We start from the raw sequence: 19992 nt of genomic DNA, 5'->3' as shown, positions 1-19992 counted from the left end.
AGATCAAAGCGTACGGAAGAAGGCCCGCACGTCCTCGGCGAAGAGCTCGGGCTGCTCGGCCGGCAGGAAGTTGCCGCCCGACGGCAGCTCGGTCCAGTGCGTGACCGGCGCCTCACGCTCGGCGAACCGCCGGATGGTGATGTCGGTGACGCCCAGGCCCACGCCGAGCGGAACCGTTGACTTCGGCTTCGGCGTCCAGGCCTCCGGGTCGTGCGCGGCCTCCCAGTAGAGGTTGGCGGAGGAGCCGGCCGTCCCGGTGAACCAGTACAGGCTGATGTTGGTGAGCAGCAGGTCGCGGTCGACCTCGGTGTCGGTCCACTCGACGAACTTCTCGGCGATCCAGGCCAGCTGCCCGACCGGGGAGTCGTGCAGTCCGTACGCCAGGGTCTGCGGCCTTGTCGACTGGATGAAGTTGAAACCCATCTTGTCGTCACGGAACTCCTGCAGCCGCCCCAGCCGGCCCTGCTCGGCCTCGGTGAGCCCGGCGAAGTCACCCGGGTCGTCGGAGGGGAACGTGATGTGCCCGTTGACGTGGACGCCGATCACCCGGTCCGGCGCCTGCCGGCCCATCTCGACCGCGATGGCGGCGCCACCCCCGGTGCCCTGCACGCCGTAGCGCTCGTAGCCCAGCCTGGCCATGATCTCGTTGAGCGCGGAGGCCGTCTTCCGGGCGTGCCATCCCGGCGCGACCAGCGGACCGGAGAACGCGATGCCGGGGTTGCTCACCAGCACCAGGTGGAACTCCTTGCGCAGGGCCTCGACGACCGGCAGGTAGACCGCGAACGACCCCGGCCAGTCGTGGCTGATCAGCAGCGGGGTCGCGTCCGGGTCGGCGGACCGTACGTGTGCGAAGTGCAGCGTCTGCCCGTCGACCTCGGTCAGGAACTGGGGCAGCTCGTTGAGCCGCGCCTCGGCGGCGCGCCAGTCGTAGCCGTCGGCCCAGTACTGCGCGAGGTCGCGTACGTAATCGACCGGGAGACCACGCTGCCAGCCCTGACCGGGGATCTCGGGGGTCCAGCGGGTGCGGGCGAGCCGGTCCCGCAGGTCCTGGACGTCAGCCTCGGAGATGTTGATGTGGAACGGACGGATCTCGGACATCTCGGCTCCTCTGCTCTTGCCTCACGGCGTTGATCGAAGCGGAATGTTTCGTTCCGTTTGAACCTACCACGTACTGAAGCGGAGCGGAATACTTCATTCCGTTTGGTATCGTGGAACCATGACGAGCGCGGCGCCGGGACGCGGCAAGCAGGCGGTACGCAACAACGTGGCGATCCTGGCCGCCGCCCGCGAGGTGTTCCTGGCCGACCAGCGCGCCCCGATCTCGGCGGTCGCCGAGCGCGCCGGTGTCGGCATCAGCGCTCTCTACCGCCGCTACGCGGGCAAGGAGGACCTGCTCCGCACGCTGTGCCACGACGGATTGCGTACGTTCATCGGCGAGGCGGAGCGGGCCGGCGCCGAGTCGGACGGCTGGACGGCCCTGGAGCGGTTCCTGACCGGCGTAGTCGAGGCGGACGTGCACTCCCTGACCGTGCACCTGGCCGGGACGTTCACCCCCACCGCGGAGATGCGAGCCGACGCGGCCCGGGCCAACGCGCTGGCCGGCGCCCTGTTCGAGCGGGCGAGGCCACACATGCGGCAGGGCGTCGCGCTCGACGACATCGCGATGCTGCTGGAGATGTGCGCGGCCGTCCGCGTCGCCGATCCCGGGCGGACCACCGCTCTGCGCCGCCGATACCTGTCGGTCCTGCTCGACGGGCTGCGCGCCGGCGGATCACTGCCGGGGCCGCCACCGACCCGGAGCGAGGTCAACGGGCGCTGGCGGCAGCCGTCATGAGCAGGTTGCGTGGCATGGTGGCGTCATGCGCAAGCTCGTGTACTTCGTCGCCAGCACCATCGACGGCTTCATCGCGGCACCCGACGGTTCCTGGGAGTTCATGGGCGTCCCCGAGGACGTCGTCGCGTTCATGACCGGGCAATATCCGGAGACCGTGCCCACGCATGTCCGCGCGGCGCTCGGGATCGGCGACCTGCCGAACCGGGTGTTCGACACCGTGGTGATGGGCCGGAACACCTACGAGCCGGCGCTCAAGGAGGGGATCACCAGCCCCTACGCGCACCTGCGGCAGATCGTGTTCTCCCGGGCCCTGACCGGGTCACCGGACCGGTCGGTCCAGATCGTCGCGGAGGACCCGGTCGCGTTCGTCGGCAAGCTCAAGCGGGAGCCGGGCAGCGACATCTGGCTGGCCGGCGGCGGTGACCTCGCCGGTCAGCTGCACTCCGAGATCGACGAGCTGGTGCTCAAGGTGAACCCGATCGTCGCGGGGGACGGTGTCCGGCTCGCGGCGCACGGGTTCGACCCGCGGCGGTTCACGCTCGTCGACGCCACGCCGCTGGTCAGCGGAGTGGTCGTGCTGCACTATCGGGCTCTCTAGCGGCGTCTTGTCATCAACACGCCGGTGATGATCGCGGCGGCGACGGTCACGCAGGTGATCAGGACGCCGACGGCACCCCAGATCACCATCAGGACCGAGAGTCCGCCCCACACGACCGCACCGGCGACAGCCAGGACGACGAGAGTCGCCCGCCCCGGGATCCTCCGCCCGGGATTACTGAAGAAGGGGTCCTCGGCGGCCAACCGCCCGACGATCTCCTCGAATTGCCGACGCGTGTCCCTGGTTGCCAACCCGAACTCACCGCCCGTCCTCGCGACGTACTCCCGCCCCACCACGTGTACCCCGCCGACGCGAATTCTGATCCGTGACAGCGGTGACACTTTCATGACATGTCAGCGCCAGGCGTCGATCGGCACACCGATGCCGGCACACCCGTCGGCGACGTAGACCCAGGCCAGGACGCCACCGACATTCCGAAGCTGACGGCTGTAGAGGCCATCGGTCGTTCCCTCCACCTCGTCGAGAGTCTCCAGCGTATCCGCCATCATGGACGGACGGACCTCACAAAGTACGCCGGGTGCCTTGCGATCGGCGGCGGCGTTCAACGCGGGGTAACCGTGGCCGGTGTCGCGCAGGTCCCCGAACACCTCGGCGTCCCAGGGCTCGGAGTCGAGCCGGTCGGCGATCAGGTGCGCGCGGATCTGGCCCGGCATGAGCGTGCCGTACGTGAAGACGGCCGGGGTGCACTCCCCCGGGTGCGGATAGGTACCCAGGGGAACGTCCTCACCCGGCATCGGGTTGCCGGGCGCCGGTTCACCGGTCCGCAGCGCGAGGCGCCCGCCGGTGACCGCGGGGAGTCGCTCCGGCCGGGCACCGACATATGCCGCGGGCCGCAGCACCCGGGCGCCGTTCTCCAGGGTCACGCGGCCGGTGTCCAGGATGCGCAGGGCGTACCAGCCGGTGGCACGCCCCTCGATCACGTCCAGTACCGCGAGCTCGGCGGGGTCGGCCATCATGACGACCGCGGTCTCGCTGTGTGCGGGCACCGCCGCGAGCGTTGCCGGGATCCTGCCTGCCCGGGTGCGCCCGGTGCACCACGCCGAGGCGAGCCCGTCCATCTCACAGGCGAGCGAGACGACGGGGAGCGGCGTACCGTTCGCCAGGACCTTGCCGGGACATGCGTTGGAGCCGTAGGACAGCAGCGGGATCCGGCCGGCGAGCGGCGTGGCGCCCTGGCCGGTGAGCCAGGCGTCAAGGCAGCGGCCGCCGACCGCCCAGCCGCTGGGCATTCCCTCGTCCGGGGTGACGGGCCAGCAGCGCCCGGCCCGGTCGATCACCCAGGAACCGGCCGGCCGGCATCCGGGATAGGGGTCGACGGCGAAGTCCGCGGCGGGCTGCCCGGGGCGAACCGGGCCCGGCGCGGCGTCGGCGACCTCGGTGGGCATCGTGTGATTCTGCGTCAAGGCCGGTCGCTGCCGCATCCTTCGTCGTGCCCAGCCACCCTCGCCGTTTCGGCCGCCCGGCCCGCCACCTGATCAGGCCAGGCCCAGCCCAGGTCACCCAGCCGGCTCTGGCACCCGGCTCAGCCGGATGCGGCGCGGGCGGCCCCGGGCGGAACTATTCGGTGAAGCTGAGTCCTCGCTCGGACAGCGCCTCGGCGAGGATTCTGATCGCTTTCGGACCGACGCCGTGCATGGCGAGCAGGTCGCGGCGGCTGTGCCGTGCCACCTGGGCGAGCGTCGTGATTCCGGCCGCCAGAAAAGCGCTGTTGGCGGGCCGCCCGATAGGTGGCAGGTCGCCGATCTGCGCGGGCACGTCGCGAGTCGTCATCGGCTCACGATAAATCCGCTCCCCCGCGCTATTGACTCGGCCCCTTGGGCAGGCACTGAACTCTCCCCATCACCGGAACCCACCCGGCTCGAGGAGGGCGAGATGCCGACAATCAGCACCGCCACGGCGGTCACCGGCCAGACCCGGGCGTGGACCTGGCCGGCGACCACGTCTAGCGGAGAGCCTCGGCAAGGAGGTCGTGCACCCCCGCGGCGTCCGTGTTGGCGCCGAAGATCGGCGTGCCCGGCTCCATGCGCACGCCGTCTGCCAGGCTCCCCGCCACCACCGGGTCGAAACCCAGCGCGTCGACCACCTCGGCGGCGTCCCGCAGCGCGAGCTGATCGTCTCCGGCGATGGCGATCGCCTTGCGGCCGGGCGCGCCCGGTGGCCGGGGACCGGCGTCCAGATCGTGGTAACCCATGTGATTGAAGGCCTTGACCACCCGCGCGCCCGGCAGGAACTCCTGCACCTGCGCGCTCGACGAATGGAGGTCGTCACGCAACCCGTCAACCTCCCACCAGTAATTCATGGCGTCCAGCACGAGTTTGCCCCGCAACTCGGCCACCGGGACCGTGCGGAACTTGCCCAGCGGCAGGGCGAGGATCACCACGTCAGCCTGCGCCGCGGCCTCGGCGGCGGAGACCGCCTCGGCACCGGGCGTCACCACCTCGACGATCAGCGAGATCTTGGAAGGAGGTCCGGAGGCGGCCACCAGGACGCGATACCCGGCGGCCACCGCCAGGCGAGCGAGGACGGTGCCGAGTTTGCCGGCGCCGAGGATGCCGATGGTGGGCACCGGTCAGCCCTCCGAGAGCATGTCGCGGACCATCGGGATCACCTTCGAGCCGAACAGTTCCACCGCGCGCATCCGGGCGCCGGCCGGCTGCGCCCCGGCGGTGTAGATGAGGTCGAAACGCCCCACACCCAGGTCACCGGCGGCGCGGGCGATGCGGCGCGCGACGGTCTCCGGCGACCCGATGTAAAGGGAGCCGCCCTCCACCTCCGCGTCGAACTCGCCGCGCCGCAGCGGGGGCCAGCCGCGCAGCGCACCGATACGGTCGCGGATGACCTTGTATGCCGGATAGAACAACTCCTTCGCCTGCTCGTCGGTGTCGGCGACGAATCCCGGCGAGTGCATGCCGACCGGGTGCGCGACCGTGCCCAGTTGCTCGGCGGCCCGGCGGTACAGGTCGAGATAGGGCGCGAAACGCGACGGATGCCCGCCGATGATCGCGAGCATCATCGGGAGGCCGTGCCGCGCGGTCCGGACCACCGACTGCGGCGAGCCACCGACGCCGACCCAGGTGGGCAGCCGGCCGGAGTCGGTCTTGGGGAAGACGTCCGCGTTGTCCAGGGCCGGCCGGGTCGTGCCCGACCAGGACACCGGCTTCTCGTCGAGGAGCTTCACGAACAGCTCGAGCTTATCCTCGAAGAGCACGTCGTAATCAGCCATGTCGTACCCGAACAGCGGGAACGACTCGGTGAACGAGCCACGGCCGAGGATCACCTCGGCGCGGCCGTTCGAGATGGCGTCGACGGTCGCGAAGCGCTGGAAGACCCGGACCGGGTCGTCGGAGCTGAGCACGGTGACGCCGGACGCGAGCTTGATCCGTCGCGTCCGCGCCGCGATCCCGGCCAGGACCGTCTCCGGCGTGGAGATGGAGTATTCGGGGCGGTGGTGCTCGCCGAGCGCGATCGCGTCGACACCGAGTTCGTCGGCGAGGACCGCCTCCTCGACGACCTGCCGGATCGCGGCGGCGTGCGAGACGGGCGCGCCGGTGTCGTCGACCGGCACGTCGCCGAAGGTGTCAAGGCCCAGGATCATGGTGAATCCCTCCTGATCAAGCTAGTGTTGACATGTCAACAACGGGAGGTGGCGAGTTATGCCCCGGCTTCCCACGCGAGATCAGCTGCAGGTCTGGCGGGAGTTCATCGAGACCACGGAGGCGCTGCGCGCCCGCCTTGCGACACGACTGCAGGCCGACTCGGGACTCTCCCCCGGCGACTACGCGGTGTTGCTCGCTCTGAGCGAGGCGCCGGAGCACCGGCTGCGGCCGTCGGTGCTGGCGGCCACGATCAGCTGGGAACGCAGCCGGCTGTCACACCACCTGGGCCGGATGGAGCGGCGCGGCCTCATCCGCCGGGAACGCGACGTGATCGCCGAGGAGGCCGGCCTGACCGCCTTCCACGCGGCGACGTTTCCGCACCTCTCGGCGGTCCGGGAACTGTTCGTCGACGTGCTGACCCCGGAGCAGCTGGATGCCCTGGCCGACGTCACCAGGGCACTGCGGGCCTCCGCCAGGGATGGTCACGGGCTCGATTGACGGGGGTCCCGGGGCAGGCTGGTCACAGCCGAACAGAGAGGGACACCGACGATGTCCACGATCCACTTCCACGAGACCACCACCGCCACCCCCGAGCAGTTCGTCAAGGCGATCACGGACTTCGGGCCCGGTCGTTCGGAGTTGTTCGGCAACAGCGCCGACGAATACTTGAGGGTTCACTCGCAGGGCGCGACGAGCGCCGATGTCACCGAGGGGTCGGGTGGGGTCTGGGAACGTCTGGCGTACGACTGGGCGGACCCGCACCGGATCGTCATGACGACCACCGACTCGAACATCTGGGGCGGGGCGTCCGGGCATACCTACACGCTGAGCCCGCGGCCGGACGGCACGACGGCGATCCATGCCGTGGTGGTTCGCGACGGCAAGAACCTCAAGGGCAGGATCACCGGCTTCCTGCTGGGGACCGTCGCCAAGGGTTTCCTGCGCAAGGCCTTCCAGCAGACCATCAAGGCCGTTGAGGCAAGGAGCTGATTGTTATAGTAGAATGCAAACATGTTGCTCCGGGTGGACGTGGCGGCCGCCGAGCCGCTGGCCGACCAGATCGCCGCTCAGGTGCGCGGAGGCGTGATGCGCGGCGACCTGACACCGGGCGAGCGGCTGCCGTCCGCCCGGGAACTGGCCGAGGTTCTCGACGTCAACCTGCACACGGTGCTCCGGGCGTACGCGAGGTTGCGTGACGAAAGCCTGATCGAGCTGCGCCGCGGCCGCGGCGCGGTGGTGCGCGGCGACGCCGACGCCACCCGGCTGCGGCTGGCCGAGTTGGCTCGGGAGTTCGTCCGGGAAGCGCGCCGGCAGGGCCTGGAGGAGGCGGAGATGCTCGCGATGGTGAGGGAGGCACAGCCATGAGGAGACTGCTGACCGCGGCGGCGATGGCCTGGCTACCTGCGGCAATCACCGCGGTGACCTGGGCAGCCTGGTCCGCCGAGCTGCCGGGCCAACTCGCCACCCACTGGAACGGCACCGGCTCCGCGAACGGCTACAGCGCCACCACAACCTTCGGGGCCACCCTACTGGTCATCGGCATCCTCGCCGGCTGCACAGCCCTCGCCGCGGCCGTGACCGCGGCCCGCGCGGATCGCGGGGCGCCGCCCTCTGACAGCACGTCCGTCACGGCGGCGAGCGACCAGAGTGCGGCGCGACGGGCCTACTACTCGCGCTTCGTGCTGGCGGCCGCCGGGTCGGTCGGTGGGGCCGCGGCCGGGATCTGGGTGGCCACCGCAACGGCGACCCTGGCGAACCCGGCGGACGCGAGGCTCGGTGCGGGATTTCTGTACTTCCTGATGGGCCTGGCGTGGGGCGTGGCGGTCTGGGCTGTTGCCGGGCGCGCCGCCTATCCGCTGCCGGAGCTCTCCCCGGCCGGCGAGCCGCTCGACCTCTCGCCGACCGAGCGGGCCGCCTACACGACGACGCTTCGATCTCCCCTGATCACCGCGGTGCTGGGCACCGGCGCCGCAGTCGTGGTCGTCGTCGCCCTCACACTCGACGCCGGGTTCTGGCTGGTCGCCCTCGTTCCGCTGGCGGCCGCGATCGTCTTCGGGCGGATCCGCCTCACCGTCGACCGCCGTGGGCTGCGTCTGGTGGCCGGCCTGATCGGTGTGACGGTCAAGCACATCCCCCTGGCCGAGATCGTCAGCGCCGGCGCCCAGGAGATCAATCCGGTGGAGTGGGGAGGCTGGGGCTACCGGGTCGTCCCGGGCCGCTCCGCGCTGGTCCTGCGAGCCGGACCCGGCCTGGTCCTCTACCTGACCGACGGCCGCCGTTTCGCGGTCACCCTCGACCGTCCCCAGACACCGGCCGCCCTGATCACCGCCTTGCAGACCCGCATCCACAACTGAAGAGCCGCAAACCAGCATCGCCCGGGCCGGGGCTGGACGACCATGAAGGGATGGCAGAAACTCATCAACCCGCGGAACCCAAGAAGATCCACGGTGACAAGCTGGCCGAGGCGTTCATCCGGCCCGGCCGATCCGCCACCGCGGACGCAGACGAAAGTGGCACCGACGACCCGGGCGACGTCCGGCTCCTGTCCCGGCATCCCGGGGCAAGCTCCCGGCACGTCGTGCGGCGCTGACAAGGAAACGGGAAGCGCCCCGGCGGCCAGGATCGGTCCTGCAGCCGAGGCCTGCCTCACTCATGGCAGCCCGGGACCGGCCCCTGCAGCCGGTGCCCGCCTCGCTCATCGCCGCCCGGTTCACCCCCGGCCGCCGGGACGACGCCCCGACGGCCGAGGGGTCCTGATGCCTACCCGCGGCGCCACTTCTGGTTCGACGTGCCCGCGCAGTCCCACAGCTGGATCCGCGCGCCGTCGTTCCCGTTCCAGTCCTGGATGTCCAGGCACTTGTTCGCCTGCGGGTTCACGAGATCGCCGGCCGCGCTCAACACCCACTGCTGGGCCGGGTTCCCGCTGCACGTCACGATCTGGATGACGACGCCGTTCGCGGTCGATCCCCACGGCACATCCAGGCACTTGTTGTTGCCCGTGCGGAGCGCTCCCCCGACCGCCTCCCACTTCTGCGCACCGGTGCCGTTGCATCCCCACATCTGCACCAGCACACCATCCGAGAAGTTGCTGTTCGGAACATCGATGCACTTGTTGTTCCAGTTGCTGATCAGAGCGGTCCCGCCACCGCCGCCACCGGTAGTGGTCAGCGACAACCCGTACACCTGAAGGATCTCGTTCACCGGCTGGAACCACATCGTGCCGCCCGTGGTGCAGTTGCCGCTGCCGCCCGACGTCACGCCCTGTGCCTGGTTCCCGGAGATCCACGAGCCGCCCGAGTCACCGGGCTGCGCGCACGCGTTGCTACGGCTCAGCCCGGACACCGAACCCTGCGCGTAGTTGATCGTCTCGTTCTTGCCGAGCAGCGTGCCGCAGCGCCAGCCCGTGGTGCGGCCGGAGCGGCAGATCGAGCTGCCGATCGCCGCCTCCTGGGAGCCGGACACCAGGACGTTGCCGCCGGAGTAGTTGTTCACCCACGGCTGTGACACCCAGTTGCCGTTCGTGCGTACCCAGGCGTAGTCGTTGCCAGGGAACGACGAACCCGCGAACGTCCCCTGCGCCACGTTGTTGAAGCCGAGCGTCGGGCTGCCCGCGCCACCACAGTGACCGGCTGTGACGAAGCCGCCGGCGACCGCGAAGCCGACCGAGCACAGCGTGTTGCCGTTGATGACGAACTGGTCGCCGCCGCGGATGTCGTACATCGGGCTCGGCGCCTCGGCGGCCGTCTTCACGGTCACCTGCCCGGCGCCGCTGCTCGCCGCGAACCTCTCCCCCGCCGCCTCGGCGCCCGGCGCGGTCACGATCACGACGCTGTTGGCTGCCGGGTCGACGTACCAGCTGCGGATCTTGTCACCGGCCCGCGCGCCGTTGCGGTCCAGCTTCGCCCGCGCGGCCGCGAGTGACTGCTCGGAGCGTTGGACGATCTTCGGCACGCCGCCCTCGTCACGCACCGTTGCCGCGTCCGCCTCGCTGGTGACCGCGACAGTCAGCCGGGTCGCGCCGGACGGGATCCACGCGCCGCCGAATCGTGCGCCGAGTCGCTGCCTCAACCGCTTCTCGACGACGGGTGCGGCGGCCTCGGTGGTGAGCCGCTCGGCGATCTGGGCGTCGTCCAGCCGCAGGTCACGGCGCATGGCAGCGAGCATGCCGGGCGACAGGGTGGGTGCGGCCACATCGGCCGTTGGTTTTTCGGGGGTACGGGCAAAGCTCGCCGACGGAACCGTGCCGATTGCTGTGAGAGCAACCGCACCGGCGACCAGCGCATGACGCAACGGGCGAAGCATGGGCGTCCTTCTCCGCACGCGGACACGACAGTCCGCGCGCTGACCGGGGTTAACGGGGGAAGGAGAGCGCTCTCACAGTCAGCCTTGTCGATGCGTTAACAACTGTCAAGAAACCTCAGAAATCAACAGAGCCGAACCCGCTCCGCGCACCCGATCCCAGCCGAACCCGCCCCGCGACCCCGACCCCTTGCCAAACTCGCCCGGCGACCCCGGCCCCTGCCGAACCCGCCCCGCGATCTCAGCCGATGTCGCGCACCCGGTGACGGGGAACGCCGGCGGCAGCGAGCTGGCCGGCGATCGCGGGTGACGGGTGATCCAGGAACACCGCCACCTTGTGATCGTCACCCAGGTGGCAGGCGGCGACGAGCGTACCCAAGTTGATCGGATCCAATTCCTCGACCAGCGCCAGGTCAAGAACGAGGCGCAACGGCCGGGTGTGCCGGATCGCCTGCACAAGAGTTCGACGAAGCCCGATGGCTTCGGTGGCACCGAGAACGGCGCACGGCTGAATAACGAGAGTGCCGTCCGGACTGGTGGTGACGTCGACCGCAGTGGTCGTCATCGCGAAACCTTCCGTTACCCAATGTTCTCCGAGGCGTCAAGATTAGGGTCCTGCCCCCACCCGGTCGAGCCCCCCGCGAAAAAGTTCACCTGATCACGACAAGGTCACGAGGGCACGAACCCCCCGAACCGCCCTCCCAGCTCACCACGCCCATTGATGCACGCCACTACGATGAGGGGTGCGCCCGGCAGCGGAGGTGACGTGGAGACCCCATCGCTCACGCGGAAGATCCTCGTCGCACTCGCCAGTGGTGGGTTCACCTTCCTGGTCACCAACGTCAGCGACCAGCCCCTCTTCCCTGCGCTGATCCTGTCGCTGCTGGTCGGTGGCATCGTGCTGCTGACCCAGTTGCTCCTCGATCTGGAGCACCGCCAGCGGTCCGTCGAGGCAGCACTCCGGTCCGTCAGGGACGACCAAACCGCAGCACTTCGTGCCGAGGTCGCGAAGATCAGCGAGGCCACCGCGCTCTACCAGCAACTCGAAGGGTCGGCACCGGGACTCGACCTCGCTGGCCGGGCAGTGCGTGGTTTGAGTGCCACCGCCGGATCCGAGCCATCCCTGGCGATTCGCGTCGCACAGGCCGAGATCGCCGCCGCCGTCGACTTCCTCGAGACCATCACCCGTGGTGGCGCCGTGACCGAGGGCGAGAACCGGGATTGGTTGATCACCCTGACCCGGCAGGCCCACCGGTCGATGAACGCGGTCAGCCTGTGCTCCGAAAGCCCAGGCGGCGACTTCTCCGACGACGGGTTCTGGAACACCGATATCGGCGCGTATTACCTGGACAATCAACGCGAGGCTGTTCGCCGCGGCGTTGACGTCCGCCGTCTGTTCGTCGTCCCTCATGATCGCCTCGCCGCCCATCCTGGGCTGACGGCCCTCGTTCGCCTGCACCGGGAGAACGGGATTACGGTCCAGGTTCTCGTGGCCACCGATCTCCCGCCTTCTCGACGGCACCAGCTACCCGACATGGTGGTCTTCGACGAGGAGGTCTGCTTCGAGCTAAGCAGCGCGCCTCCTCTCGACGAGGACACTCCCCGCTACTTCATCCAGACCCGTGTCACGACCGAGGCTGCGACAGTCCAGTCGCGCCTGCGGCTGTTCGAGGACCTGTGGAAGACGGCCGGAGCGGCAAGGAAGACGGCGTGAAGTGTTCGGTGGTGCGAGCTATTGTGCGCGGCATGGCGGTTGGGGATTGGCTGGAGGACACACGGGTCTCGTATGACAGGGTGGCGGTCAGCTACGCCGAGATGCTGCGGGACGCGCTTGCCGGGGAGCCGTTTCAGCGCGGGATTCTGGGGTTGTTCGCCGAGCTGGTGCGGGCGCGGGGTGGCGGGCCGGTCGCGGACGTGGGGTGTGGGCCGGGGCGGATCACGGCCTATCTGGACGGGATCGGGCTGGAGGCGTTCGGGATCGATCTGTCGCCGGCGATGATCGAGGTGGCCCGCGGGGAGTATCCGGGGCTGCGGTTCGAGGTGGGGTCCATGACCGGGCTGGCGCTGGAGAAGCGCAGCGTGGCGGCGGTGCTCGCGTGGTTCTCGCTGATCCATGTGCCGGATGAGGACGTGCCTGCTGTGCTCGCGGAGTTCCGGCGGGTGCTGCGGCCGGGCGGTGTCGTCCTGCTCGGATTCCACGCGGGTGAGGGCAGCCGGCTCAAGACCGAGGGGTACGGCGGTCACCCCATGAACGTCCACGTGCACCGCCGCCCGCCCGAGCGGGTCTCGAAGTGGCTGGAGGCGGCCGGCTTCACCGTGGAGGCGGAGATGCTGCACCGGCCCGACGCGAACACCGAGGGCGCTTTCGTGTTCGCGCATCGCCGGCCCAGTTGAGCGGCGAGCAGTCAGGCGGCCGTAAGCCTGGCGGCGGCCTTCCGGGTCACGGCCGGCAACTCCGAGACGTGATCGAGGAAGCTGTAACCCATAAGGATGACGACGCTCGTCACTCCACGGCGGGACACGACCGAGACCTCGCCCAGCATGGCATCCACATAGGCGTTGTCCATCCCCACTGCCTTGACCATGACGTCGACGGTAAAGGCGGCCGAGCGGTCGCCCAGCGCGGGCAACGTCATCGGCTTGAGCATCATGGTGTAACCCGGCGTGTCGATCTTGGGACACCGCTGCGGTAGCGCGGCGGCGGCGTCGACGAGCGCCCGCGCCCTGGACCGGCCCGGCTCGGCCACGACCTGGGTCAGGGATTTGACGTCCAGCCAGTACGTCGGCTTCGTGACGAACACGGCCGACACCGAGTGGCCGGGAGTGAAGCCGGCACGCGGCACCTCAACCGGAAGCCGGCACTCCACGCCGGCGTTGCTGCCGGGATCGAACAGCACTTCGAGAACGTGCGCGAACGGATCCTCGGCGGCGGCCTCATAGGCAGCGGGCACATCCTTGCCGGTGAGCAGCTTGCCGCTGAGAGCCGGCGGCGGCGACGCGACGGACGACGACGCGACGGACGGCAATGGAGCGGACGGCGACGCGGCGGACGGCGATGCGGCGGACGGCGATGCCGTTGTGATGACGGCGAGGGTGAAGAGCGCCATGGCGGCGCGGGCGAGAAGTCGCATGACGGGGGAAACGATAGAACGGGGGCCGGCCCGGCGTGGGCGGTTCCGGGGAACCGCCCGTGTCCAGGTCAGAGTGGGTGGGAGAGCTTGGTGGCGATCCGGTCGATCTCCTCCAGGGCGTACGCGGCCAGCCGCTGCTGTGCGTCCTTCGCGTCCGGGTCGTTCTCCTCGAGGTCGCCCAGGACCACGATGTTCTCGTCGTTGAGGGTGGCGGCGGGCGCCGTGTAGTTGAAGCTTCCGATGATCACCAGCTTCTGGTCGATGACCATCAGCTTGTGGTGGACCTTGCGGACGCCGTTGCCGTACGTGTTCGCGTAGAGCTCCGCGCCCGCTTCCTTGAGCTGCTGGGTGGCGGCCCACTTCTGGGCACCCTGCCCACGGTCGAGGACGCCGCGGATCGGCATGCCGGACCGGAGCAGCGCGACCATCGTGTCGTCGATGCCGGAGGACTGGGCGAAGGTGAACATCGCGAAGTCGATCCGGTCGCGCGCCTTGAGCATCTGCTTCATGATCTCCATCTCCGGGCCCTGGTCGGGGGCGAAGATGGGCTTCACGCGGATCTTGCCGAGGCGGAACTCGGCCGGCCGGGAGGCGACGCGCTCCTGCATGGCGCCGAACGTGCCGTTGCGCATGCGCTGGAACTCGGCCAGGTACAGGCTCGCGGCGGTCTTGCCGTGCAGGATCACCACGTGGTTGAGGTTGTTGCCGGACGCGCTGGGCACCAGGCCCGGCGGGTTGATGCCGGTGTCGGTGAGCGTGAAGTTCGCCGAGCCGGTCAGCGTGGCCGCGGTGGGCAGCCCGGCGTCGCGGACGATGAACTTCTGGTGGAAGATCTTCGGGTTCAGGTCGGTGACCAGGTCGACGCCGGAGCGCAGCAGCGCGGCGTGGATGACACGGTTCACCTCGTTCTCACCGGTCAGGGTCCACGGGTCGTCCGGCGGCTTCTCCTCGGTGAGGTAGTCACCCTCGAGGATGAGCTGCACCCGTACGCGGCGGGCCTTCGCGGCGAGGACGGCCTCGGCGATCGGCCGGGAGTCGAGCTCCTGGACGGCGATGTGGAGGCTCGTGGTGGCACCCGCGATGAAATTCCGGATGACCGCGTCCAGGTCGTCCGGGGCACCGAGCACGGTCGGCCCGGCGTAGAACTCGACACTGCCCAGGTCAATAGCCATGGCCTCAGTGTGGAGCCTGGCCGGGAACGCGGCGGTGACAGCTTGCTGACAAGCTGTCACCGCCCAGGTGTCAGACCCGGCACTGCCAGGAGGTCGCGTCGAAGAAGTCGTCGAAGCGATCAAGGCGGGCGTAACCGTACGTGAGGGCCTGGCAGGCGGCCGCCACATCGATGTCGAAGTAGGTCGGTCCCGCCCGGTTGTAGTTGACGCAGTGCCAGTCGTAGACCGTCGTCCCGAGCAGTGCCGAGGCGCTGTGGCCGGTCGAGGTGCAGTACTCCTCGAAGTCCGGTGCCACGATGTCCGGCTGCACGAGCCAGCACGTCACCGACGCCGGGTCGTAGAAGTCGCCGATCCGGTCGACGGCGTGCTCCGAGGAGTACGCCCAGCGGCAGGCGGCGGCGAAGCTGAGGTCACCCTGGCCACCGCCGGCCGTCGTGCAGTGCCAGTCGTATGCGGTCGAGCCGGTGAGGGCGGCGTCGGCGTACCCGATCGTGCGGCAGTAGGCGCCGAGGTCGAGCCCGCCGAGCCGGGTGGGTGGCGGCGGCGAGGCGCTCGCCGGGCCGGCCACCGCGAGGACACCGGTGAGGCCGACGAGCAGAGCGAGAAGGAACTTGGACGCGCGCATGAAGCTCCCGCGAATTGAGGGGATTCATCCTCAATGGAGGATGACGATCATAGATTAGGCGGGATTCGGCTTCATGCAAGACCTTGCAAAGACAATGTAACTTTCTGCATCGCTCGGATCATGTTGCAGCTCCCGGCGATCTCAACACGCCGCCGCCACGGCCGATGAGAGAGAAGTTCGAGCAGGCACACACCGGGGAGGGTCATGAACGCCGTTCCGGTGTGCGTTCTCGCGATCACCGTTGTGCTGGCGTTCCTGTATCTCTCACCGGGCGACGTCATGGCCTGGGAGTCGATCACGGCCTGGCTGGCCGTGCCGGTGTTCGCCACGGCCATGACCTACTACTCGTTCCGGGCCGTCCGGCTGATGCGCCGCGACGACCCGGAGCGGCGTTTCTGGTGGGGTTTCGCCATCGCCGGCGTGATCTTCAGTGCCGGCGACTGGGTGCAGTTCCTCACCACGCTGATCGACCCCCTGGCGCTCGGCTCGCTCACCGGCACCGGGATCCCCCGCACGATCGGTCTCGGACTCGGCGGCTTCACGCTCGTCGCGGTCGTGATGACCTATCCCCTGCCGCACCGGTCCCGCCGCGAACGCCTCTGCTACCTGCTCGACCTCGCCACGGTCGTCGCGGCCGCCGGCGCGTACGGGCTGTACTGGGCGATCTCCGGCGGCTGGGGCGCGCACGTGCTGGCCGCCTCGGACGTCGCCGGAGTGGTCGCCGGCCCGGTCGCGGCGATGCTCGCGGCGTTCGTGGTCGGGCGGCTCTACCTCAGCGGAACGGCACCGTTCAGCTGGCACGTCGGTGTACTCGGACCGGTCGCCGCGGTGATCGAGGGCGTCTCCCGCGTGATCGGCCCGGAACTCGCGCGCACCGGCCGCCCCGGGCCCGTTTTCGTGATGACAGTGGCCGCGCACGCGATGCTGATGATCCTCGCCTGGTGGCAGCAGCATCGCTACCGCTCCGGCGCGCTCGTCCGGCCGGCGGCGCGCGTCCGCCCGTACAGTCTCATGCCCTATGCCGCCGTGGCCCTGACCTATCTCCTGCTGATCGTCACGCTGATCGTTCACGGCCTCGACGTCCGCGCCTGGGTGATCCTGGCCGGGGCCGTCGGCAGCACCGGCATCGTGGTGGCGCGCCAGATCGTGGCTTTCCGCGACAACACCGAGCTGCTTGCCGAACGCGACGCGCTCGCCGCCCGCCTGCACACGATGGCCTTCACCGACAGCCTGACCGGCCTGGCGAACCGCGCCATGTTCCTCGACGAACTGGACGCGGCGCTGCGCGGTTCCGGCGACGTCGGCGTCCTGCTGATCGACCTGGACGACTTCAAGCCGGTGAACGACCGTTTCGGTCACGCGGCCGGCGACGCCGTGCTGGTGGAGACGGCGACCCGGCTGCGAGCGGTGGTCCAGGACTCCGACGTGGTGGCCCGCCTCGGCGGGGACGAGTTCGCGGTGCTGGCCAGGCCGGGTTCCACGGCGTCCGCCGCCCGGATCGTCCGAGCGCTGGAAGCACCGTGCCGCATACCGGGCGGGACGGACGTTCGGATCCGGGCGAGCGTCGGGCTGGCGGTGTCCCCGGCCGGCTCGGTGGCGGCGGACGCTTTGCTGCGCGCGGCCGACGAGGCGATGTACGAGGTCAAGCACGGCGGCAAGGGCGCCGCTAGCCGGTGGCCGGCTTCGTTCGTATCGTGAGTGGATGGAGCCGTTGCCGGGCCACTTCGACCTGCGCGGGGCTCAGGGTGTGCAGATCAACGCCGGGCCCGGGACGCAGGGCAACAGGTGGGCCGATGAGCAGTGGCGGCGCCCGGTTCTGCAGGCGTTGTCGGGACGTGAGGTGCCCCGCCCCGAGCTGATGGATCGGCTCGTCGCGCACGTGCTGGAACCGGCGGCCACGACGGTGGCCATGGCGACGGCTCTACGGGGTGCGGGCGGCTTCGGCAAGACGACTCTGGCGCGGATGCTCGCGCATGACGCCCGCGTGCAGGAGCGCTTCCCGGACGGCATCGTGTGGATCACGCTCGGCAGCGAGCTGAACGGCCCGGATCTCGCCAACGAGATCAACGGTGTCTGCGCCCTGCTGACCGGTGCCCCGTCGGCCCTTCCGACTCCGGCGCAGGCGGGCGCGGAGCTGGCGCGGCGCATCGGCACGCGGCGTGTCCTGCTGGTGCTGGACGACGTGTGGTCGCGCGCCCAGGTCGACCCGTTCCTGTTCGCCGCACCCGGCGTGGTCCGGCTGATCACGACGCGGGACAGCACGGTCCTGCCTCCTGCGACGGCGTCGCTACCCGTGGACGCGATGACGGCTGAGTGCGCGACCGCCCTCGTGCTGGGCGATCTTCCGGCCGTCGGTGGCCGGCTGGTCGGCGACGTGCTCGACGTGACGGGCCGGTGGCCGCTGCTGCTCAGCCTGGTCAACGGTGCCGCCGCGGCGGATGTGCAGGCGGGCCGTGGCGTGGGCGAGTCGCTCGGGGAGATCCTGGCCGCACTGGGCGAGGCCGGCCCGACGGTGCTCGACGTCAACGAGGAGGGCCGCCGGGATAGAGCGGTCGAGGCGACGATGGCCGTCAGCCTCGCCCGGCTCACCGAGGACGAGCGCCTGCGGTATGAGGAACTGGCTGTCTTCGGCGAGGACGTCGAGGTGCCGCGCCGGGTGCTGGAGCGATATTGGGGATCGACCGGTGGGTGGCCGGCGTTCACGGCGCATCGCTTCTGCCAGCGCCTCGCGGACCTGTCACTTGCCACATACCGCCAGGACGCTCCGGGTCCACGGCTGGCGCTCCACGACGTCATCCGCAAGTATCTGAGTCACCGCCCGGCGCGTCCCCTGCGCGATCTGCACGCCGCGTTCCTCAGGGCACAGGCGGATCTCGTACCCTCCGATCCGGAGCCGCAGTGGTGGCGGCTGCCGGCCGAGGAGTTGTTCCTCTGGCAGTGGATTCCCGCGCACCTCGCCGGCGCCGGCGACGAGGAGCGGCTGCGGAGTCTGCTGCTGAGTGCGGATTTCCTTGTCCGCAAGCTCGAGGTGATGAATCCGGCGGCCGTCGAGTCCGACCTCGCGCTGCTGCCGGATGCCGCAGCCCAGGCACTCGGGCGGATCGTGCGCCGGCATGCTCACCTCCTCGACGCCGTGCCGCCGGACGACGAGTGGCAGTTGCCGGGCGGCACGAATCAGCAGGTGCTCGCCACGACGCTCGCGACCGCCGTGATTCACGAGCCGACGTTGCAGCCGCTCCGGGAGGCGCTGTCGGCGCTGGTGCCGCCCGATCGGCGGCTGACCGTTGACGAGAGTGTCCTGGAGCCCACTCATCCGGCACTCGTCCGAGTCCTGACCCGGGAGGACGACCGGCCCACCCGCCTGCGCTACCGGCCCGGCGACGGCGGGGTCACGGTGTGCTTCGACAATTCGATCCGCCTCTATGACCGATCCTGGTGGCAGGCCCAGCGCATCTGGATCCCGGAGGGCTCGGCGACCTCGATCTCCGGTGACGGGACACGCGTGGCGGTCGTGCCACCTCCCGACCTTGATGCTGGGACAGTCGAGATCTACTCCGTGGAAAGCGGGGCCGTGGTCAAGCGAATCGATGGGCCGGGTCCGTACCACCGTGATCCTCTGTTGAACTTCGCCGGCGACAAGCTCGCGCTCTGGCTCGATCCGAGCGAAGTGGCAGTCATCGATGTCTTCGGAGACGGGGCGCCGTTCGTCTTTCACGTGCACGACGACTACGGAGGTCATTTCACCCCTGACGGGTCATATCTCGTCAGCTGGTCAGACCTCGAACTCGCGGTGTTGTCGCTCGCATCACGATCGATTCGAAGGTTCAGTCTCCCTCGCCCGCCACGGCGTTGCGCGGTGACAACAACACCGATGGGGCGAAATATTGCCGCGGTGTGTTATCCCGGCGGTGGTATCGAGGTGTTCGATCTGGACGGAGACGGGAGTTCAGCAGCCAGATTCGGTGTCGGTCTCTTTCCCTTGCTCAACTTCTCCGATGACGGCCGCTGGCTCATGGCGTGCGCCGACGAGCACCTCGTGTTGTGGGACATGGACGACTTGGACTCTCCCGGGCAGACGACCATTTCATCTGGTGTCGGCCCGCGAGCTGTTTTTTCCTACGACGGCTCGGTCATCTCACTGGTGGCTGACTCGGGAATCTCCTTCATCGAGTGCGGGACCGGACGTGAACTCGCGCGCGACGATCGCCAGGGATATGCGATGGCTGTCGTGCCCGGTGTCGATAAGGGCCTGTTCTTCGTCATGAGTAGCGCTGCGGTCTCGGTCTGGCATGTCCAGCCTGGAAGTTCACCGACGAAATCCGAGGGTCGTCAACGCTGGGCTCTAGCCCAATGCCGCGTAGCTTAAGGTGATCTTGTCGGGGTGCCTCTTTCGTGGCTGTGCGGCGTTGTGTGCTGTTCGTGGCGGTAGCACTGCTGGTATCGCTGGTTATGACGGCGGCTGTGGCGGTGCGTCCTGATCAGGTCACCCTCGGGGTGTTGATCTCGCAGGTCCCGCGGGACGCGGTTGATGACGCCGTGGCGGCGTGTGACGTGCGGGAGAGACGCAGCGACGGGAAACTCCCGGCGCATGTGACTGCGTATCTGACACTGGCGATGACGCTGTTTCCGGACGATGACTATGCCGAGGTTGCCGCGAAGGTAACCGGCTCGCTGGATCGGTTCGGCTGCTGGAATGCGCAGTGGACGGTGCCGACC

23 protein-coding genes are annotated in these 19992 nt (G+C 69.4%); 12 read left to right on the top strand and 11 right to left on the bottom strand.

Annotated features, from left to right (window positions below; genetic code table 11):
- Positions 1 to 3: 3 nt before the first annotated feature.
- Positions 4 to 1089, bottom strand: coding sequence for an epoxide hydrolase family protein (locus AB0M02_RS20750; protein ID WP_364229538.1), 1086 nt, complete (start codon positions 1087 to 1089; stop codon positions 4 to 6).
- Positions 1090 to 1216: 127 nt separating this feature from the next.
- On the opposite strand from AB0M02_RS20750, the gene AB0M02_RS20745 reads away from it, so the two are divergent.
- Together AB0M02_RS20745 and AB0M02_RS20740 are read left to right on the top strand one after the other, a co-directional pair.
- Positions 1217 to 1834, top strand: a complete 618-nt coding sequence (locus AB0M02_RS20745; RefSeq protein ID WP_364229009.1) for a helix-turn-helix domain-containing protein — start codon at positions 1217 to 1219, stop codon at positions 1832 to 1834.
- 25 nt (positions 1835 to 1859) lie between these two features.
- Positions 1860 to 2432 carry a dihydrofolate reductase family protein gene (locus AB0M02_RS20740; protein ID WP_364229007.1) on the top strand — a complete coding sequence of 191 codons (573 nt, stop codon included), beginning with the start codon at positions 1860 to 1862 and terminating at the stop codon, positions 2430 to 2432.
- Here AB0M02_RS20740 and AB0M02_RS20735 read toward each other — a convergent pair.
- From AB0M02_RS20735 to AB0M02_RS20715, 5 genes are all read right to left on the bottom strand, one after another.
- Positions 2429 to 2779, bottom strand: coding sequence for a hypothetical protein (locus AB0M02_RS20735; RefSeq protein WP_364229005.1), 351 nt, complete (start codon positions 2777 to 2779; stop codon positions 2429 to 2431). The two genes, AB0M02_RS20740 and AB0M02_RS20735, sit on opposite strands and share 4 nt — an antisense overlap.
- Positions 2780 to 2785: 6 nt before the next feature.
- Positions 2786 to 3838 carry a gamma-glutamylcyclotransferase family protein gene (locus tag AB0M02_RS20730; RefSeq protein ID WP_364229004.1) on the bottom strand — a complete coding sequence of 351 codons (1053 nt, stop codon included), beginning with the start codon at positions 3836 to 3838 and terminating at the stop codon, positions 2786 to 2788.
- Positions 3839 to 4010: 172 nt separating this feature from the next.
- A complete protein-coding gene (locus AB0M02_RS20725; protein WP_364229003.1) occupies positions 4011 to 4223 on the bottom strand; it encodes a DNA-binding protein in 213 nt (70 codons plus the stop codon).
- A 172-nt stretch (positions 4224 to 4395) separates the two neighbouring features.
- Positions 4396 to 5019, bottom strand: a complete 624-nt coding sequence (locus tag AB0M02_RS20720; RefSeq protein WP_364229002.1) for an NAD(P)-binding domain-containing protein — start codon at positions 5017 to 5019, stop codon at positions 4396 to 4398.
- A gap of 3 nt (positions 5020 to 5022) precedes the next feature.
- Complete coding sequence (locus tag AB0M02_RS20715; protein WP_364229001.1) at positions 5023 to 6048, bottom strand: LLM class flavin-dependent oxidoreductase; 1026 nt, start codon at positions 6046 to 6048, stop codon at positions 5023 to 5025.
- Between the two features lie 58 nt (positions 6049 to 6106).
- On the opposite strand from AB0M02_RS20715, the gene AB0M02_RS20710 reads away from it, so the two are divergent.
- The 5 genes from AB0M02_RS20710 to AB0M02_RS20690 are packed head-to-tail and all read left to right on the top strand — an operon-like array spanning position 6107 to position 8639.
- The gene (locus tag AB0M02_RS20710; protein ID WP_364228999.1) at positions 6107 to 6547 is read left to right on the top strand and encodes a MarR family transcriptional regulator; all 441 of its coding nucleotides are present in this window, start codon (positions 6107 to 6109) and stop codon (positions 6545 to 6547) included.
- 51 nt (positions 6548 to 6598) lie between these two features.
- Positions 6599 to 7039 carry an SRPBCC family protein gene (locus AB0M02_RS20705; RefSeq protein WP_364228997.1) on the top strand — a complete coding sequence of 147 codons (441 nt, stop codon included), beginning with the start codon at positions 6599 to 6601 and terminating at the stop codon, positions 7037 to 7039.
- A gap of 21 nt (positions 7040 to 7060) precedes the next feature.
- Positions 7061 to 7414 (top strand): GntR family transcriptional regulator, encoded by a 354-nt coding sequence (locus AB0M02_RS20700; RefSeq protein WP_364228995.1) that lies wholly within the window; start codon positions 7061 to 7063, stop codon positions 7412 to 7414.
- Positions 7411 to 8403 carry a hypothetical protein gene (locus tag AB0M02_RS20695; RefSeq protein WP_364228994.1) on the top strand — a complete coding sequence of 331 codons (993 nt, stop codon included), beginning with the start codon at positions 7411 to 7413 and terminating at the stop codon, positions 8401 to 8403. Before AB0M02_RS20700 ends, AB0M02_RS20695 begins: the two co-directional genes overlap by 4 nt.
- A 50-nt stretch (positions 8404 to 8453) precedes the next feature.
- On the top strand, positions 8454 to 8639 hold the full coding sequence (locus AB0M02_RS20690) for a hypothetical protein (RefSeq protein ID WP_364228993.1): 186 nt from the start codon (positions 8454 to 8456) through the stop codon (positions 8637 to 8639).
- 170 nt (positions 8640 to 8809) lie between these two features.
- On the opposite strand, the gene AB0M02_RS20685 is transcribed toward AB0M02_RS20690, so the two are convergent.
- Complete coding sequence (locus AB0M02_RS20685) at positions 8810 to 10201, bottom strand: ricin-type beta-trefoil lectin domain protein (RefSeq protein ID WP_364228991.1); 1392 nt, start codon at positions 10199 to 10201, stop codon at positions 8810 to 8812.
- A gap of 388 nt (positions 10202 to 10589) precedes the next feature.
- Positions 10590 to 10913: a hypothetical protein gene (locus AB0M02_RS20680; protein ID WP_364228989.1), complete on the bottom strand. Its 324-nt coding sequence runs from the start codon at positions 10911 to 10913 to the stop codon at positions 10590 to 10592.
- A 201-nt stretch (positions 10914 to 11114) separates the two neighbouring features.
- Here AB0M02_RS20680 and AB0M02_RS20675 point away from each other — a divergent pair, with 201 nt between their 5' ends.
- Together AB0M02_RS20675 and AB0M02_RS20670 are read left to right on the top strand one after the other, a co-directional pair.
- The gene (locus tag AB0M02_RS20675) at positions 11115 to 12062 is read left to right on the top strand and encodes a DUF6879 family protein (protein ID WP_364228987.1); all 948 of its coding nucleotides are present in this window, start codon (positions 11115 to 11117) and stop codon (positions 12060 to 12062) included.
- 32 nt (positions 12063 to 12094) lie between these two features.
- On the top strand, positions 12095 to 12742 hold the full coding sequence (locus AB0M02_RS20670; RefSeq protein ID WP_364228985.1) for a class I SAM-dependent methyltransferase: 648 nt from the start codon (positions 12095 to 12097) through the stop codon (positions 12740 to 12742).
- A gap of 11 nt (positions 12743 to 12753) precedes the next feature.
- Here the strand turns inward: AB0M02_RS20670 and AB0M02_RS20665 are convergent, their stop codons facing one another.
- From AB0M02_RS20665 to AB0M02_RS20655, 3 genes are all read right to left on the bottom strand, one after another.
- Positions 12754 to 13455 carry a hypothetical protein gene (locus AB0M02_RS20665; RefSeq protein WP_364228984.1) on the bottom strand — a complete coding sequence of 234 codons (702 nt, stop codon included), beginning with the start codon at positions 13453 to 13455 and terminating at the stop codon, positions 12754 to 12756.
- Positions 13456 to 13547: 92 nt separating this feature from the next.
- Positions 13548 to 14651, bottom strand: coding sequence for a phospholipase D-like domain-containing protein (locus AB0M02_RS20660; RefSeq protein ID WP_364228983.1), 1104 nt, complete (start codon positions 14649 to 14651; stop codon positions 13548 to 13550).
- Between the two features lie 70 nt (positions 14652 to 14721).
- Positions 14722 to 15276 (bottom strand): hypothetical protein, encoded by a 555-nt coding sequence (locus AB0M02_RS20655; protein WP_364228981.1) that lies wholly within the window; start codon positions 15274 to 15276, stop codon positions 14722 to 14724.
- Between the two features lie 204 nt (positions 15277 to 15480).
- On the opposite strand from AB0M02_RS20655, the gene AB0M02_RS20650 reads away from it, so the two are divergent.
- From AB0M02_RS20650 to AB0M02_RS20640, 3 genes are all read left to right on the top strand, one after another.
- Positions 15481 to 16974, top strand: coding sequence for a GGDEF domain-containing protein (locus AB0M02_RS20650; RefSeq protein ID WP_364228979.1), 1494 nt, complete (start codon positions 15481 to 15483; stop codon positions 16972 to 16974).
- A 4-nt stretch (positions 16975 to 16978) separates the two neighbouring features.
- On the top strand, positions 16979 to 19642 hold the full coding sequence (locus AB0M02_RS20645) for an NB-ARC domain-containing protein (protein ID WP_364228977.1): 2664 nt from the start codon (positions 16979 to 16981) through the stop codon (positions 19640 to 19642).
- Between the two features lie 26 nt (positions 19643 to 19668).
- A partial coding sequence (locus AB0M02_RS20640; RefSeq protein ID WP_364228975.1) for a transposase domain-containing protein occupies positions 19669 to 19992 on the top strand: 324 nt, incomplete at its 3' end.

It is taken from the genome of Actinoplanes sp. NPDC051861, assembly GCF_040681145.1.
Classification (GTDB): Bacteria; Actinomycetota; Actinomycetes; order Mycobacteriales; family Micromonosporaceae; genus Actinoplanes.
Note: the sequence above shows the minus strand (reverse complement) of the source record. Positions and strands in the feature narration are given on the sequence as shown.